General features: G+C 39.3%; 16 protein-coding genes. 10 read left to right on the forward strand and 6 right to left on the reverse strand.

Annotated elements, in window-relative coordinates; genetic code table 11:
- Positions 1-228: 228 nt before the first annotated feature.
- The gene (locus tag FC56_RS01290; protein ID WP_056977503.1) at positions 229-1,236 is read left to right on the forward strand and encodes a zinc-dependent alcohol dehydrogenase family protein; all 1,008 of its coding nucleotides are present in this window, start codon (positions 229-231) and stop codon (positions 1,234-1,236) included.
- A 12-nt stretch (positions 1,237-1,248) separates the two neighbouring features.
- Positions 1,249-1,638: a VOC family protein gene (locus tag FC56_RS01295; RefSeq protein ID WP_054670119.1), complete on the forward strand. Its 390-nt coding sequence runs from the start codon at positions 1,249-1,251 to the stop codon at positions 1,636-1,638.
- Positions 1,639-1,670: 32 nt separating this feature from the next.
- On the opposite strand, the gene FC56_RS01300 is transcribed toward FC56_RS01295, so the two are convergent.
- The 3 genes from FC56_RS01300 to FC56_RS01310 all read right to left on the reverse strand — a co-directional run bounded on the left by FC56_RS01300 (position 1,671) and on the right by FC56_RS01310 (position 5,697).
- On the reverse strand, positions 1,671-2,645 hold the full coding sequence (locus FC56_RS01300) for a LacI family DNA-binding transcriptional regulator (protein ID WP_056977505.1): 975 nt from the start codon (positions 2,643-2,645) through the stop codon (positions 1,671-1,673).
- A 144-nt stretch (positions 2,646-2,789) separates the two neighbouring features.
- Positions 2,790-4,247 (reverse strand): hypothetical protein, encoded by a 1,458-nt coding sequence (locus FC56_RS01305; RefSeq protein WP_056977507.1) that lies wholly within the window; start codon positions 4,245-4,247, stop codon positions 2,790-2,792.
- A gap of 610 nt (positions 4,248-4,857) precedes the next feature.
- On the reverse strand, positions 4,858-5,697 hold the full coding sequence (locus FC56_RS01310) for a hypothetical protein (RefSeq protein WP_056977509.1): 840 nt from the start codon (positions 5,695-5,697) through the stop codon (positions 4,858-4,860).
- 119 nt (positions 5,698-5,816) lie between these two features.
- Here FC56_RS01310 and FC56_RS01315 point away from each other — a divergent pair, with 119 nt between their 5' ends.
- On the forward strand, positions 5,817-6,761 hold the full coding sequence (locus tag FC56_RS01315; RefSeq protein WP_056977510.1) for a D-2-hydroxyacid dehydrogenase: 945 nt from the start codon (positions 5,817-5,819) through the stop codon (positions 6,759-6,761).
- A 39-nt stretch (positions 6,762-6,800) separates the two neighbouring features.
- Here the strand turns inward: FC56_RS01315 and FC56_RS01320 are convergent, their stop codons facing one another.
- Entirely contained in the window at positions 6,801-7,526 is a 726-nt protein-coding gene (locus FC56_RS01320; RefSeq protein ID WP_056977910.1) for a DUF554 domain-containing protein, read from the reverse strand.
- Positions 7,527-7,645: 119 nt separating this feature from the next.
- Between FC56_RS01320 and FC56_RS01325 the strand changes: the two genes are divergently transcribed.
- Positions 7,646-8,512, forward strand: coding sequence for a LysR family transcriptional regulator (locus tag FC56_RS01325; protein WP_056977512.1), 867 nt, complete (start codon positions 7,646-7,648; stop codon positions 8,510-8,512).
- 53 nt (positions 8,513-8,565) lie between these two features.
- Positions 8,566-9,270 (forward strand): GTP pyrophosphokinase, encoded by a 705-nt coding sequence (locus FC56_RS01330; protein WP_082620538.1) that lies wholly within the window; start codon positions 8,566-8,568, stop codon positions 9,268-9,270.
- 77 nt (positions 9,271-9,347) lie between these two features.
- Here the strand turns inward: FC56_RS01330 and FC56_RS01335 are convergent, their stop codons facing one another.
- Positions 9,348-10,547, reverse strand: a complete 1,200-nt coding sequence (locus FC56_RS01335) for an MFS transporter (protein WP_056977514.1) — start codon at positions 10,545-10,547, stop codon at positions 9,348-9,350.
- Positions 10,548-10,678: 131 nt separating this feature from the next.
- Between FC56_RS01335 and FC56_RS01340 the strand changes: the two genes are divergently transcribed.
- Positions 10,679-11,059 carry a winged helix-turn-helix transcriptional regulator gene (locus FC56_RS01340; protein ID WP_056977517.1) on the forward strand — a complete coding sequence of 127 codons (381 nt, stop codon included), beginning with the start codon at positions 10,679-10,681 and terminating at the stop codon, positions 11,057-11,059.
- 74 nt (positions 11,060-11,133) lie between these two features.
- Here FC56_RS01340 and FC56_RS01345 read toward each other — a convergent pair whose 3' ends face one another.
- Positions 11,134-12,507 (reverse strand): NAD(P)/FAD-dependent oxidoreductase, encoded by a 1,374-nt coding sequence (locus FC56_RS01345; RefSeq protein ID WP_054670086.1) that lies wholly within the window; start codon positions 12,505-12,507, stop codon positions 11,134-11,136.
- 225 nt (positions 12,508-12,732) lie between these two features.
- Between FC56_RS01345 and FC56_RS01350 the strand changes: the two genes are divergently transcribed.
- The 4 genes from FC56_RS01350 (at position 12,733) to FC56_RS01365 (ending at position 14,994) form a co-directional block, all read left to right on the forward strand.
- Positions 12,733-13,404 carry a matrixin family metalloprotease gene (locus tag FC56_RS01350; protein WP_056977519.1) on the forward strand — a complete coding sequence of 224 codons (672 nt, stop codon included), beginning with the start codon at positions 12,733-12,735 and terminating at the stop codon, positions 13,402-13,404.
- Positions 13,405-13,419: 15 nt separating this feature from the next.
- Complete coding sequence (locus FC56_RS01355) at positions 13,420-13,680, forward strand: hypothetical protein (RefSeq protein WP_054670080.1); 261 nt, start codon at positions 13,420-13,422, stop codon at positions 13,678-13,680.
- A gap of 93 nt (positions 13,681-13,773) precedes the next feature.
- Positions 13,774-14,145 (forward strand): DUF1304 domain-containing protein, encoded by a 372-nt coding sequence (locus tag FC56_RS01360; protein ID WP_056977520.1) that lies wholly within the window; start codon positions 13,774-13,776, stop codon positions 14,143-14,145.
- 108 nt (positions 14,146-14,253) lie between these two features.
- Positions 14,254-14,994 (forward strand): DUF554 domain-containing protein, encoded by a 741-nt coding sequence (locus tag FC56_RS01365; RefSeq protein ID WP_056977523.1) that lies wholly within the window; start codon positions 14,254-14,256, stop codon positions 14,992-14,994.
- The last annotated feature ends 36 nt before the right edge of the window (positions 14,995-15,030 follow it).

Here is a 15,030-nt window from a genome sequence, read left to right on the forward strand (position 1 = left end):
CAATTTAGTGGTAGAAATAAAAAATTGGTGCAAACGTGTAAACGTTTGTATTTCAATCAATGATTGTGAATTTTAAATCTATTTGCTGTTATGACAGTAATTATCGATTTAAATTTGTGAAATGGTTGAATAATCTTATAGTTATTTTGGGACAATGATCTAAATAAAAGCGCTTTAAAATATGCTAAGCTTTTATTGTAATTAATTTCACAATGAAGAGGTAATCACATGAAAGCATTAGTATTGGAAAACATTTCAGATATGCAGATCAAAGACTTGCCAGAACCTACTGTTAGTGGAGATGAAGTGAAGATTAAAGTTAAATACTCTGGGATTTGCGGGACAGATAAACATCTTTACTTAGGCTTACCCGGTTCAGCAGATGCTGAAATGCCAGTTGTTTTGGGACACGAAAATTCTGGTGAAGTAGTAGCAGTTGGCCCAGACGTTGTTGACATTAAAGTGGGTGATCGAGTAGCAATTGACCCTAATATTTACTGTGGCTATTGTAAATATTGTCGCCAAGGACGGCCCCAATTGTGTGAACACCTAAGTGCGGTGGGAGTAACCCGCAATGGTGGCCTAGAAGAATATACCACCGCTCCGCAACGAGTAGTTTATCGGCTACCAGATTCAGTTTCTTATTTATCGGGTGCAATGGTTGAACCAATCAGTTGTGTCATGCATGGCATTAAACGTTTGAACTTAGAACCAGCTCAAAAGGCTTTGGTGATTGGGGATGGCTTTATTGCCCAGTTGTTCACCCAAATTTTGGCTGCTAGCGGCCTGAGTCAAATTGATGTTTCCGGTCATTCTGATCATAAACGAGAATTATTAGGTCGTTGTGGGGCTACGCATTTCTACAATAATGCAACTGAAGAGGTTCCAACTGGTTACGACGTAGTTATCGAATGTGTGGGACTACCAGCAACCCAGACTGCAGCAGTAGAGCAAGCAGGTAAAGGTGGCCAGGTCCTAATGTTTGGTGTAGCTAATCCTACCGATACCTTCGCACTTAATTCTTACGAAGTTTTCCAAAAGGAATTAGACATTAAGGGTTCCTTCATTAACCCATACGTTTTTGAAGATTCTATCGCCTTATTGGCTAGTGGTAAGGTAAACGTAGAGATGTTGATTTCTGATGAAATTACTTTGGACCAAGTGGCTGACGACTTAGCCGGTAAATTTGATCATCCAATCAATAAGGCCGTCGTTAATATTGAAAAGAGTCTATAAGGGGGACTAATCATGTCAATTACCGATCAAGTGACCGATTTGCAACACGTAGGGATTCCCACAGCCGATTTGGCTGCTACGATTAAATTTTACGAGGGATTAAGATTTCAATTGGTTGGCCAGTTCAAAAATGGAGCGGGAGAAGTGGCATTTTTACGGTTTAACCATTTAACAATTGAAACGTGGACTGGAGATCCAGTAGTTCACCAAGCGGGAGCAATTAATCATATTTCGTTAGATACTCGTGATGCTCAAGCAACCTTCGATGCAGCTCAAGAAGCTGGCTATAAGATTGTTGAGGAGCAGGTTCAAGAGCTACCATTTTGGGAACACGGAATTAAATACTTTAACATTTTGGGTCCCAATGATGAAACCATTGAATTCTGTGAAATTATAAAATAAGAAAAAGCGCTAACCATATCGGTTAGCGCTTTTTAATATCTTACTAGGGTAGTTTTGACCCGCTTAATATTAGTGGCTCGATTGGGATCTTGAATTCGTTTCATTAGTAGATCAAAGGCAACTTTGGCGATTTGGGCTGTTGGTTGCTTAGCAATGACCATTGGATAACGCATAACTTGTAGCCAGGGAGAATCATCAAAACTCCCTAAGGTGATCTGTGGAAAGTCACGATCAGTTAAACGCTGTAGGATTCGGAGTAAAATCTGGTTATCTGCGGCGATAATGCCATCACAACGGAGATTATAAACTAATTTGCCAGTTAAATCCGCTACATTAGCGTAATCAACGGTGCTAGTTAAGATCAGACGGTCATCCAACGGAAACTGAGCCTGTGAGATTGCCTGACGGTAACCTTGAAGCCGTTCGGTGCTAGTGGTACTGACCGGACTATTAATAAAGCCAATTCGTTTGGCCCCCTGGTGAATCATAGTAGTAACGATCTCTGCAGCTCCCCGAGCATTTTCAGTTATGACTACATCAAAATTACCTTGGGTTTCTTGGGGTTGCCGATCAATAAAAACGGCAGGAACAGTGGGATCTAGATTAGTTAAAATATGACTAACATCAGCAGTGGCAATAATTAGTCCGTCTACCATCCGTTGCTGCAGGGTTGAGATTGCCTGTTGTTCACTAGTTGTATCTTCGTTGGTTCTGGCAATGATAATTTGGTAGTGATTTTTGAGGGCGTGCTCTTCTAGTTGATCAATGATTTCGGTGAAAAAAGATGTCAGAATGTTAGAAATGACCACGCCGATGGTGAAAGTTTTTTTAACTCGAATGCTGCGGGCTAAATCGTTCACCCGGTAGCCCAGTTGGTTCGCGATTTGCTGAATGCGTTCTTTAGTGGCTGGCATTACTCGGGGGCTATCGTTTAAAGCTCTAGAAACTGTTGCAACCGACACACCGGCTTCTTTGGCAATTTCTTTGATTGTAATTTGAGAGTGCATGGAATCACCATCCTTTGGGAAAGCTAACCTTATTTTAGCCGTTAGTTAAAATTACGTACAGGAAATAATTGTAATTGTGATTTTTAAATCATAATAAAAAACACTTTCGAAGAAATTCGAAAGTGTTTTTGAGGTTAGAAGTTATTAAGATAAACCACCAGTAATAATATCAATGATAGATGATAGATCAGAGCCGCTACCACCAAGGTTTAAGCCGTTTAGTAAGTCTAAGATGTCTGAAAGACCACCTAGACCACTAACGTCGATGCCAAGGCTTCCTAAAATATCACTTAAAGTAGAGTCGCCTAAAATGTTATCTAAAGAACTACCTTTAGTTACAGTATAGTAAGCAGTTGCCTCAGCTTGAGTAGCATCCTTAGCTACCTTAACTGGATCAGCACTGGTGAAACTAACGGTATAGGTTTGTTCTTTACCATTACTATCTGCTTTTTTGACCTTGAAAGTACCTAAGTTAGCTTTAGTTAAAACGGTTTGAATTTGGTCACTGGTCCAGGTAGTACCAGTAACGACTTGATTACTTTCTGCAGTTAGTTGTTTCTTCAAAGCATCTTTTTGATCACCTGTAAGGATATCTTTACTCCAAAGATCAGCTCCTTTACCAAAGACGTAGTCACCATTAGAATTTGCCGATTCTTTCAGATGAATTGCTAAGCTAGTAGTTTTCTTGTTTTGGGCAACTACTACTGTGATGGTATCGCCCTTCTTAGCAGTAGCTGAAGAAGTATTAGTTACTGAGTAACCTTCAGGTAAGTTAGCATTTACAGCATCGCTTACGTTCATTAATTCATTGTTAGAAGTGGAAGGAACGAAGGAAACAGTTTTGCTTGCTACATCACTTCCAGCACTGGTAACGTATTTGATAGTAACGCCATCAGTGACTTCTGTGGTATCACTACCACCCTTGGTAGTACTTAAACCGCTTCGTAAAATCCAACCACTGTAGTTAGGATTAGTAGCATCATTTACATAAACCCAAGTATCGCCTTCACGAGTACGAGTACCTGATTTGGTAATAGTCAATTCATCGTTAGCAATTGCAGAACCATCTACAACAGTCCGACCTTTACCCATTTGGGTCCAAGCTGGGGCTTTATACGTTGTTGATTTGTTGTCGTTAGAAGTTCCGGGGTTAGCAATATAGAACTTCTTGTCGGTATCAGTTGAAGCTACACTGCCATTTTCAAAAGTAGTGTATGAGGTTAATCCACCACCGAAGCTACTAGTTGACTTACCACCATAGATCCAACCACGGTAAGCTTTATCAAAAGTAACAACCTTGTAGTAAACAGAACCCCGGTTAGTAACAGCGACACGGTATGCTAATACGTTATCTTGGCCACTATCAGAGTTTTTGATTCTTTTAGTGGTATTAACAGAAGCGAGAACTTTAGCTCCCTTTAGGGTTCCAGCCTTAGTGTAGATAGCATTTTTACCCGTTGTGTTAACGGTAACGTTAGTAGATAGATGTCTGTTGGAAAGTACCTTAACTGAAGAAGCTTGAGTATTAATTGATCCAGCAGTAACCATAAAACCAAGAGCAGCAGTACCTAGTAATAATGATTTTTTAAGATTTACGTTCATTATTTTAATCCCCTTATTGGTTATGTATTTTCAACGTTGTTAATTATTTAACGCCATTGATTATTTTAATTTTAAACTTTTTGATAAGAATTAACAAGAACAAAAAAGTTACAAATTAATTATTTTTTTACATTTCTTTCAATAATAAGGCATAAATACCAATTAATATTCATGATTAGTTTTACTGAATTAACTATTACTTTATTTGTAATTGAACCAACTTAACATTTCAGTCTTTTTGAGCTTTAGCTTGTCATCTCCTCGCACATCATGAGTGATCTGACCATCTTGAACCATAATTAGCCGGTTACCATAATGCAAGGCGTCCTCCATTGATACATTAAGGGTAGCCTTGTGAAGGGGAGGGTGTCAATGGGAAATGAGGAATCAATTGGAAAGTAGTTTCCAGAATTAATCCTCAATGATTAAACGGTTCTGTCATCACTCTATTAAAAACGGCTTCGACCAACTTATTTCCTCCACCTAAATAAATAACAGTCAATAGCGACTTTTTAGGCCGAACTATTAACTGCTATTTTCTTAGTGCTCGGAAATAAACCTCATTGGTCTTAGCACTCTATTAAAACGGCTTTTAACTTCAATTAGCACTCTAGTATTCTTGCACCACATAGAATCGTTTACCACCTACGTAGTAGTTCGCCCAAGTTAATGAAATCACTTCTTCGCCGGTTTCAAATTTTTGCGTTCTATTTTGTCCAATCATGTGATTAATTTTTAGCCGGTAAAGACCGCTTTTAATCTTGTATTCTTTCAATCCGTTGATTGGCTTAGCGTAGTACAAATAAGTGACGTTTTTAGCTCGCCTAACCTTGATAATTTTGCGGGTGTTAGTGGGCTTGACGTTAGCAATGGCAAAGTTCCAGCCACCATCTAACTGTTTGGCGTGTTTGATTTTAGCACTGGAATAGTACTGTAAGTAGCCATTGTCCGTAACGGTAAACATTGGGGTAGCCGTTTTACTGGTTAAATTTTTAACGCCAGTGCCGGCTTCAAACGTTAAACCGCCCAGTTTATTTTGGGTGTTTGCCAATTTAAACGTATCTTTTTTTAAGGCCATTGAATCAGTCTTGAGCCAGTAACCGTGATGAGCGTTAAAATCACTAAAAGTTTTTTTGAAAGTATAGCTAGTATTACTTAAATTCAAACTGATATTAGTTTTTATTTGTCCGTGATTTTCAGTGTAACCAACGGTGGCAACGCTCAAAGTGCTTCCCTTAGGGATCGTATAACGGACTTTTTTGCCGTTAAGATTTCGATACAGATTAGTTTTAATGGTTTTTTTAGTAGTGACGTAGCCGTGGTTAAACACGGTTGTTTCATTTAAATACCCATTAGCCAATTTTACGCTGGCATGGGTGGTAGTAGCCGCAGTATGGATGCCAATGGATAATCCAGCTACTACGAGGGCGATGGTTGTCGTTTTTTTCATGATAGTATCCTTTCACAGCCGATTGCTGGTCACTAGTGTAACATGAATGGGGAGTTTGGTGATATTTTCTTGCATTTAATTGATGATCCTTTAAAATTTAAGTAAGAAAGGGTGAGCTTATGAAAAATATTATTACTTCTATGAAGTTAACTGCTGAACAAAAGCAACAATTAGAACAACTGGCACCTGATTACCAAATTATTTCTGATGGCATTCAGGCTAGCAGTGAACAACTAGCCAATGCCGAAGTTTTATTGGGCTGGAATCCAGCATTTGCGACCCTCTTAGACCATGATAACCAACTAAAATGGGTACAAACATTTTCAGCTGGAGTGGATAGCCTGCCGCTAGAACAATTGGCTCAAGCCAACGTAACGTTGACCAACGCCCGAGGAACGAACGCTGAAAATATTGCTCAACAAACCTTAGGCTACATGTTGGTATACGAACGTAAACTCTATTCAATTTTATTAGAGCAACAAAAACATCGTTGGAATCGTGACCACCACTTTAGTGAATTAACCGGTAAAACGGCTGTCTTGTTTGGCACTGGTCAAATCGGCAGTCACATTGCGCGGCTAGCAAAAGCATTCGGGATGCACGTAGTCGGAATTAACCGGCACGGTGAAGCCTTAGAAAATTTTGATGAGGTCACTACTTTTGAGGCGGGAATTTCATTACTTAAAGATGCGGACTATGTGATCACTAGTTTGCCGTTAACCCCAGCCACCAAAGACTATTTCAATGCGGATTTGTTTGCCAAAATGGGTCCTCAAACCTTCTTTATCAATGTTGGTCGCGGAGCTTCGGTAGTGACTGTTGACCTCGATTCAGCATTGAGAAATGGACAATTAGCGGGAGCTGCAGTAGACGTTACCAATCCAGAACCACTACCAGCAGATAACCCATTGTGGGATGCTCCTAATATCATTATTACCCCGCATGATGCGGGCTTTTCAGATCAAATTAACCAACGAGTATGGCAATTAATTATTAAAAACGTTAAAGCCTATGTCCAAGGTGAAACCTTAAATAATTTAGTGGATTATCAACAAGGATATTAACCTAAAAAAGACCGCCTATGAATGGCGGTCTTTTTTAATTTACAATAATGGTAAAATTACTTGCATCCAAAACCACGAAATTGGCATGACAATCACCATCATCGGAATCATATCAGCCGTTGGAAACATTTTAATTTGGACCATTCTAAACCCAGACGCTAACATCAGGGCGCCGCCGGCGGCCTTGAAATCTAAAATCATATCCGGAGTAGTGAGGGGATAGATAAAGTGAGCGCCGAGGAATAATAAAAGAAGAAAAATAAATTGCGGAACTGCGACCAAGGAAACCACGTAACCTAAATTAGCAGCGAAGATAACAGCGGTGAAGAAATCCAAAATGGATTTGGCAATTAAAATTGTAGCATCACCGTTCATCCCTTCAGTTAAAGAACCGTAAATTCCAGTTCCACTGACACAAAATAATACGATCACCGTTACTAATGTAGCGTCAAAAGTCGCTTGATCCATAGTCATGGGAGAGTTAACGAAGCGAGAGATGAAATGTTGCATTTGGGCGGCGCCTTTATTAATCCAGTCGCCTAAATGAATTGCTAAACCAATACCAGTGCCGATAATAATAGCAAAAACTACGGCAGCCATGTTTTTCATGGGGGCAATTGCATAAATGCCCATCATCATCGAACAGATTCCAAAAGTTAAGTTGAGGCCGTTTTTAAATTCGGCACTCATTAAATTCCCGCCCAGTGCTCCCAAAATTCCACCTAGTAAAACTGCTAAGGCGTTAATAATAATTCCAATTGGCATTGTTTTAGTCACCATCCTATTTAAATTCACTTCTCCTACTTTACGGATTTCAAAAGAGGAAAACAATTCAACATTTGTGCTAAGATATTCCAAATAGGAATAATTAAGGAAGGCCGACTTTGGATACGAAAAAAATTGCCGCATTTATTAATTTGGCACGAACTAAAAACTACACTAAAACAGCAGAACAAACTTTTACAACGCAAGCCACCGTTTCTAAACAGATTATGGCGTTAGAAAAAGAGTGGGGGGTTAAGTTATTCTCGCGAGATCATCGAAAAGTGGAATTAACAGAAACTGGGAAGGCTATTTTACCGTTGGCTCAAGAAATGTTGCACCAAGAACAAAAAATTATCACGGAATTACACAACCAATTAGCTCAGCGCCAAAATACATTGGTGATTCAGGCCATCCCTACGGTAGCTCAGTACCGGGCGTTTGTCATTGTGGCTGAATTTATGCAACTCCATCCAGAAATTAATTTAAAATTCAACGAAGTGGACGCCCCGACTAAACAACCGGCGGATATCTTTTTTACCAGAATTTTAGAACCAGCGGAAACTGAATACGACGTTATAGTTGAGGATCAAGATTTTTGGGTGGCGTTGGTGCCCCAAAATAATCCGTTAGCTCAGTTGAAGCAGTTAAAGCTAAGCCAACTAAATCAGGAAAAATTTTTATTATTAGATCCATTTACCCGCTTTTATGAACCAGTAGTCAAAGAGCTTCAGGCGGCTGGAATCAAGCCGGATACTGTTTATGAAGGGCGCCGAATTGATTTGATTTTAAAGATGATTAACCAGGGAATGGGGATTTCTATTTTGATGAATAATTCCTTTGACTTAACTAATTATCCGAATGTCAAAATTCTGCCAATTGAACCTAAAAAGTATAGTTGGGTGGCCTTCTTGAAATTACGGTCGAACCATTCGTTAGCGGCAGAAAAATTTTGGCAGTTTGCTAAGCAAAAATACAGTGAGTTTTAAAAGAAGAAACCAGTGTGATTCGTATTATATAATTGACTAAAGGAGGGATTAACATGGCAGACGAAAATCATAATGAACTTCAGCCGCAACCCCACCGAATCGTAGACGACTTACCTAGTGAATTATCCACGGGAGCAGCAGTTAAAGAAGTATTAAATTTAACCCAAAAATTCGATGGTGAATTTAAAATCCGGTACCAAACAGCGTTGGATTTAATTGTGGCTAAGTTAAATTTTATTGATCGCAGTTATCAATTGGAACATGACGCTACGCTAATTGATAGCATTCAGTCGCGCATTAAAAGTCCGGATAGTATTGTCGAAAAAATGGAACGCAAGCAGTTGAATTTTACTACGGATCGAATTGCGGATTACATTCGAGATATTGCTGGCGTGCGGGTGATTACTAGATTTATTTCAGATATTGAGACCATGCAGCGGTTAATTAAAGAGCAGCCGGATATTCAGGTGGTGACCGAAAAAGATTACGTTGCGAATCCTAAGGCCAATGGTTACCGGAGTTTACATTTGATCGTGGAAGTACCCGTGTATTTAAGTACCGGTGAGGAACGGATTCCGGTCGAAATTCAAATTCGGACAATTGGAATGAACTTTTGGGCTTCGTTAGAACACGAATTAAACTATAAAAAAGACATTCCCAATAAAGAACAACTGCGAACAGATTTAACCCGTAAAGCTCATGATATTACTCAACTAGATGAGGAAATGGATGATTTGCGGGCCAAAATTAGAAAATAAAAAAGCTGACTTAGTCAGCTTTTTTGGTATTAAAATTGAGTCCGCAAAGGTGAAATCACCACTCAAAGTTAATGAATTTATTTATTTTGGGCTGCCATTTTTAGTAACCAAATGTTGAGAAGCACCGTAATCACCGCCATCCCAATACTAAAGTACGGAGTAGCGCTTAACCCGACGTGGGCAACTACTTGGCCGCCAATCATAGAACCTAATGTAATTCCAAGATTAAAGGCAGAAATATTTAAAGCTGAAGCCATAGTTACATCGTTAGGCGTGTTTTTTTCAGCCAATTGGACAATGTATAACTGAAGTCCTGGAACATTCATGAAGGCTAACATCCCCATGATCAAGACGGCAATTAAGCCCAACCAATGAGAGTTGAAGAAAATGATAACTAGTAAGTAGGCTGCAATCAAAATAGCAAACATCCCTAGTAAAGCTTTAACTGGGTTCTTATTAGCTAACCGACCACCAATGGTGTTGCCGATGGCTACCATCACTCCGTATAGCAAGAGTAGCCAAACAATCATGTTGGAGCTATAACCTAAATGAGCCAAAATGGGAGATAGGTAAGTGTAAATTACGTAAGGACTGCCGTAACCGACTACCGTTAGTGCTAAAACTAGCAATAATTGAGGATTAGTCAAAATCCGGCCAATTCCTTTAATTGTTGATTTTTCAGGTAAAGGTAGGTTACTGGGAACCAGGAGTAGATTAGCGATTAAACTAATTACCCCAACGATAGTGATGAATAAAAATGAAAAATGCCAACTAAACGTGTTACCAATGTAGGTTCCTAAAGGTACTCCGGTTAAAGTAGCCACGGTAAGACCGGTAAACATAATCGCAATTGCACTAGCCCGTTTATCTGGTGCCACCACATTAGATGCAATTACTGATGAGATGGTCATAAAAATACCATGGGCCAGGGCTGCAATGACACGCCCGATTAATAGAATGGTAAACGAGGGAGCAATGGCATCGATTAAGTTGCCAATAATAAATAGCAACATAGTATAAATTAATAATCGTTTGCGCGGAATTCTTCCGGTCAAGAGAGTCATCAACGGTGCTCCGACTGTGATTCCTAAAGCATATACGGAAACCGTTAGTCCGGCATTACTAATAGATACGCCGAAACTGTGAGAGATGAGCGGCAGTAACCCAACACTAATAAACTCGGTGCTACCAATAGCGAAGGCGCTGATGGCCAAAGCCATTAAAGTGAGAGTAGGTGAAACGGTTGGCTTACTGTTGGTGGTTACAGATATTTTCATAGAGATTCTCCTTAAAGTTCTTTACTTACAAATGATAAGCGAATAAAATCATTATACGAGACAGGATAATCAAAACAAGTACGTACTTTTTAGTACGGTAGGCACCAAAAAGTACCTAAGGAGATATTCGAATGAAAAAAACTTATAATATTGGCGTTGAAGCCACGTTAGACGTAATCGGCGGCAAGTGGAAACCCATTATTTTGTGCCATTTGGGTAACGGGCCGATGCGTACGGGGGAACTCAAACGAGCTATTCCCGAAATTACGCAAAAAATGTTGACCCAGCAACTAAGAGAATTAGAAACTGATGAAATTATTGACCGGATTGTTTATGAACAAGTACCACCAAAGGTAATTTATCAATTAACGGATTACGGTAAAACCTTGAATCGTATTTTAGTGGACATGGCAATTTGGGGAGAACACCAAGTAGAACGGCTCAATGAAAACGGAGCTAAAGTGACCTTGCTGTCGAATCACCAAGGATACGTTAATGGAATTAATAGTTAGTTTCATGTGAAACAATGAATTCTAAAAAAAGACCGCCTAATTTGGCGGTCTTTTTATGGATTAAATTATTTTAATTAAAACCGTTCCCAGCCCAGTGCATTTTGCGCGGCAAGGTTAAGTAAACTCCATTGACGATCAAAGCCTGGTTGGAAGAAGAAGTCGGCACTGGCTAAATCTTCTAAAGTTAGTTTCTTGCTGGTAGCTAAGGCTAAAACGTTACCTTGAGCTGTTACGTCGTATGGTGACATCACTGAACCCCCTAGGATTTGGTGGTTCAATGGATTATAGGTAATGGTTACGTAAACTGGTAAATTACCGTTTTTAACTGGCACATAAGCTGGCCGTAGATAGTCTTGATAAAAATCGGTTTGTGCGCTCACGTTGGCTCGCTTAGCAGTCATAGAATTTAGCCCGGTAGCTGCAAATTTAAGATCAAAAACGCTTAAAGCCGAAGAACCTACTACCCCAGCAAATGGAACAGAAGCTTGATTTTCAAAGAGGTGATCAACTACGTATTGAGCTTCTCGACGAGCTGTAGTGGCCAAGGCAATTGGCATTTGTTGGTTAGCAGGGATGTTGTAAGGTTTGATAGCATCGCCAATTGCATAAACGTCTGGTAGGTTAGTTCGCAAGTAAGGATCGGTTTCGATAAAACCACGTTGGTCCAGGTTAACGGTACCTTTGAGCCAATCGGTGTTAGGAATTACCCCGGTTGCACAAATTACCAAATCAGCAGGGAATTGGGTACCATCAGCTTCTACGGCGGTCACTTTACCATTTTCGCCTAAGTAGCTGGTGATATTAACTCCCATCCCTAATTTTACTTGATGAGATTCTAATTCTTTTTCGATATACTTGGTCATTTCGGGATCTAAGTAAGTAGCTAAAGGACGATCCATACTATCTAACAAAGTAACTTGTTTACCAGCTTTGGTGAATGCTTCGGTAGCTTCGATTCCAATATAGCCAGAACCAATTACGACTACGTTTTGGATGGCATCGTTATTCATGGCTGCTTTGAGTTTTGTAGCCCAATCGTAGCCACGCATTTCATAAATGTTCTCGAGGTCATTTCCAGGTAGGTTTAGAGATCTGGGAGTTACTCCGGAACTTAAAATTAGTTTGTCGTAGTCCACGGCTTCTGAGGTGCCGTTAATGGTGTTTTTAACGGTAACTTGTTTTTTATCGGCATCAATTGCGGTGACTTCATGGTTATTGTAGACATTGCCACCCATCTTAATGATATCTTCTGGCTTAAAATTGCGAACATCATCTTGAGTAGTCACTTGGTCTTCTAAGAAAAGTTCCATTCCACAAGACATAAAGGAAACAAAATCTCCTGCTTCGTAAATGGTAACATCGACGTTGGAATATTTTTGTAATAGTTCAATGGCCGATTCGTGGCCACCATGTGATGCTCCCACAATAACAATTTTGGTATTTTCCATAATGAAATCCTCCCTGCCATTTATAATGATTCTAAATTAACGCCTCTAGTGTAACAATCTAAAAATAAAATGTAAACGGTTTTGAGTTATAAATTTAGAAAGCAAATTTCTTTGCAGAATGGTAAAAAGGATTAAGATATTCTCAAAGTGATTAATAACAACTTGGCAGTGAATGAAAAACTGAGTAAACTACAGGTTTACCGATTAGAATGGGAGGGGTCAGCAGTGAAACTCAGATATTTAGTCTGGCCAATAATTCTCCTGACAGTAATTGTGCTAGCGACTAAACAAAATGTTCAAACCGCAGTGATTAATACGGTTAAGGATTTACAAAATCAAATTGTTCAGGTAATTCCGCAGCCCAAAGCCAACTATCCAGTGAGTTCTAAAAAGAATGACACGGAGTTACAAACAATCACTAGTGATGACTTAAGTCGGGTTTATTACTATCATTTTGCTAAACAAACACCGACTGAAGTAAAAAAATTATTTTTACAGGCGATAGCAGAATATAATCAGACCGGCTTGGTAAAATTAGTACCAGGAATCGCCAATAAGCATCGCAACGGAATTACGTTGGGAACATATAACAAAGCTGGGCGAAGCTCCACGAACCAACCACAGACCAGCATGATTGAATTAGGAATTGGTGGGCCTACTATGATTCAGTATAGAGGACGAGAAAATTACACCATCAATCATGCCAGTGCCAAATTAAATAGTCACTATGCGGATGCTTACAAACTTTCGGTAGCAGTCCATGAGTTGGGGCACGCACTGGGGTTAAATCATAGTTCAAGTAAGCGGTCAGTTATGTATCCAATTGATCAAGGAATTACTCAATTAAGTCGGATGGATTTAAGAAATTTAGCCAAAATTTATCTACGAACCAAATAAAAGGAGGTATTTTGAATGCTCAGTTTGCCAGTTGTATTAGCTATGAGTAACGCCGCTAAGGTGGGAATTTTAGTTGGCGTTTTAATCTTTATTGTTTTATTCTTCAAGTTAATTGGAGGTTTATTTCGTTTCTTCCTCAGACATCCAATTTGGTTCATCATTTTGTTAGCCGTAGGTGGGATTGGCCTGTTCTTTAGCGTGGCAGTTGGTGGAATTGTAATTGCTGCGGTGGTGGGTGGAGGTCTGATTTTCACAATAATGGGCGGTGGAGATTAGCTAATTATAGAATAAGTTCTTTTGAACCCCTGTTTCACTATTTATAATTAGGTTATAATAGATGCGATATAAATTTAGAAGAGGGGTTTAGTTATGAAAATTACCGCCACCATTTTGATTTTGTTGGTAGCCATTGAGGCCATTTTATTCATGGTTTTAGAAATCTGGGGGAGTACAGAAATGCTGCAAAGATCATTTGGAATGAGCGCAGAATTTCTAAACCAATCTGAGGCTAGGTTGGCACTAGCTAATCAAGGAATTTATAATGGATTTATCGGCGGTGGTTTACTATTTGCCCGCTTTGATTTTCCGGTTGATGCTCAAGCAATTGGTAGCCTATTGTTTACTAGCTTCGTAGTATTAGCGGGAGTTTTCGGGATGGCAACGATCAGAAGAAAAAGTATCTTTTGGATTCAAGCTTTTCCCGCCATTTTAGCAGTGCTCGCAATCTTGTTTAACGTTTAACATTAAAATAATTTAGGAATTCGATGTCTAGCTGATATCGAATTCCTTTTTTTGTGGTGCTTTTTTCGTGCTATATTAGAATATGTGATTAAAAAAGGAGGGGTTAATTTGCCCGTAGGACCATTTGTAGATTGTGCATTAACTTTATTGGGGGCAATTGTAGGAACCCTATTGCGAGTATCGGTACCTCGCAATATTAAAGAACAGATGCCGTTGATTTTAGGCTTAATTTCAATGTCGTTAGGGATTGTGATGATTCTAAAAATCAAGCAGACGCCTATTGTGGTTTTAGCAACTGTATTAGGGAGTGCAATCGGTATTGGGATGCACTTAGAAGACTATATCAAGTCAGGACTGTTTAAGTTACTCAGGGGTCGCCGTGACGAGCATAATTTTTCAACAGAGGCGATTGATAAACAACAAGAACAAATTAAAAATAACGATCGGCTAGAACAGTTAATCGCATTGTTAGTTTTGTTTAGCGTTAGCGGGATGGGAATCTTTGGAGCATTAAACGAAGGAATCACCCATAATTCTGACATGCTGGTTAGTAAAGGAATGTTAGACTTTGTTAGCGCGTTGATTTTTGCTACTTTGTTAGGGATGTTAGTGGCGATTGCAGTAATTCCGCAAGCTATCGTTTTGTTTGGCCTCTTTTATTCCGCAGCGTTAATTATGCCGTTGATGACCGCTAACATGATTGGTAATTTATCAGCTGCTGGTGGAATTTTAATGTTGGCCACTGGTTTACGGTTAAGCAATATTAAAACCTTTCCGATTGCGGATATGGTGCCCATTTTGATTATTGTGATGCCATTAACATGGTTATTATTACCGGTGTTTGGCTAAGTATAGATTAATAAAAGAAGCCTAAAGCATATTATG

Source organism: Lentilactobacillus senioris DSM 24302 = JCM 17472, assembly GCF_001436555.1.
Classification (GTDB): domain Bacteria; phylum Bacillota; class Bacilli; order Lactobacillales; family Lactobacillaceae; genus Lentilactobacillus; species Lentilactobacillus senioris.

What these genes read in the sequence shown, in the direction of transcription:
- FC56_RS01290 (WP_056977503.1), top strand. Translation starts at nt 229, where the DNA reads ATGAAAGCATTAGTATTGGAAAACATTTCAGATATGCAGATCAAAGAC.
- FC56_RS01295 (WP_054670119.1), top strand. Translation starts at nt 1,249, where the DNA reads ATGTCAATTACCGATCAAGTGACCGATTTGCAACACGTAGGGATTCCC.
- FC56_RS01300 (WP_056977505.1), bottom strand. Translation starts at nt 2,645, where the DNA reads ATGCACTCTCAAATTACAATCAAAGAAATTGCCAAAGAAGCCGGTGTG.
- FC56_RS01305 (WP_056977507.1), bottom strand. Translation starts at nt 4,247, where the DNA reads ATGAACGTAAATCTTAAAAAATCATTATTACTAGGTACTGCTGCTCTT.
- FC56_RS01310 (WP_056977509.1), bottom strand. Translation starts at nt 5,697, where the DNA reads ATGAAAAAAACGACAACCATCGCCCTCGTAGTAGCTGGATTATCCATT.
- FC56_RS01315 (WP_056977510.1), top strand. Translation starts at nt 5,817, where the DNA reads ATGAAAAATATTATTACTTCTATGAAGTTAACTGCTGAACAAAAGCAA.
- FC56_RS01320 (WP_056977910.1), bottom strand. Translation starts at nt 7,526, where the DNA reads ATGCCAATTGGAATTATTATTAACGCCTTAGCAGTTTTACTAGGTGGA.
- FC56_RS01330 (WP_082620538.1), top strand. Translation starts at nt 8,566, where the DNA reads ATGGCAGACGAAAATCATAATGAACTTCAGCCGCAACCCCACCGAATC.
- FC56_RS01335 (WP_056977514.1), bottom strand. Translation starts at nt 10,547, where the DNA reads ATGAAAATATCTGTAACCACCAACAGTAAGCCAACCGTTTCACCTACT.
- FC56_RS01340 (WP_056977517.1), top strand. Translation starts at nt 10,679, where the DNA reads ATGAAAAAAACTTATAATATTGGCGTTGAAGCCACGTTAGACGTAATC.
- FC56_RS01345 (WP_054670086.1), bottom strand. Translation starts at nt 12,507, where the DNA reads ATGGAAAATACCAAAATTGTTATTGTGGGAGCATCACATGGTGGCCAC.
- FC56_RS01355 (WP_054670080.1), top strand. Translation starts at nt 13,420, where the DNA reads ATGCTCAGTTTGCCAGTTGTATTAGCTATGAGTAACGCCGCTAAGGTG.
- FC56_RS01360 (WP_056977520.1), top strand. Translation starts at nt 13,774, where the DNA reads ATGAAAATTACCGCCACCATTTTGATTTTGTTGGTAGCCATTGAGGCC.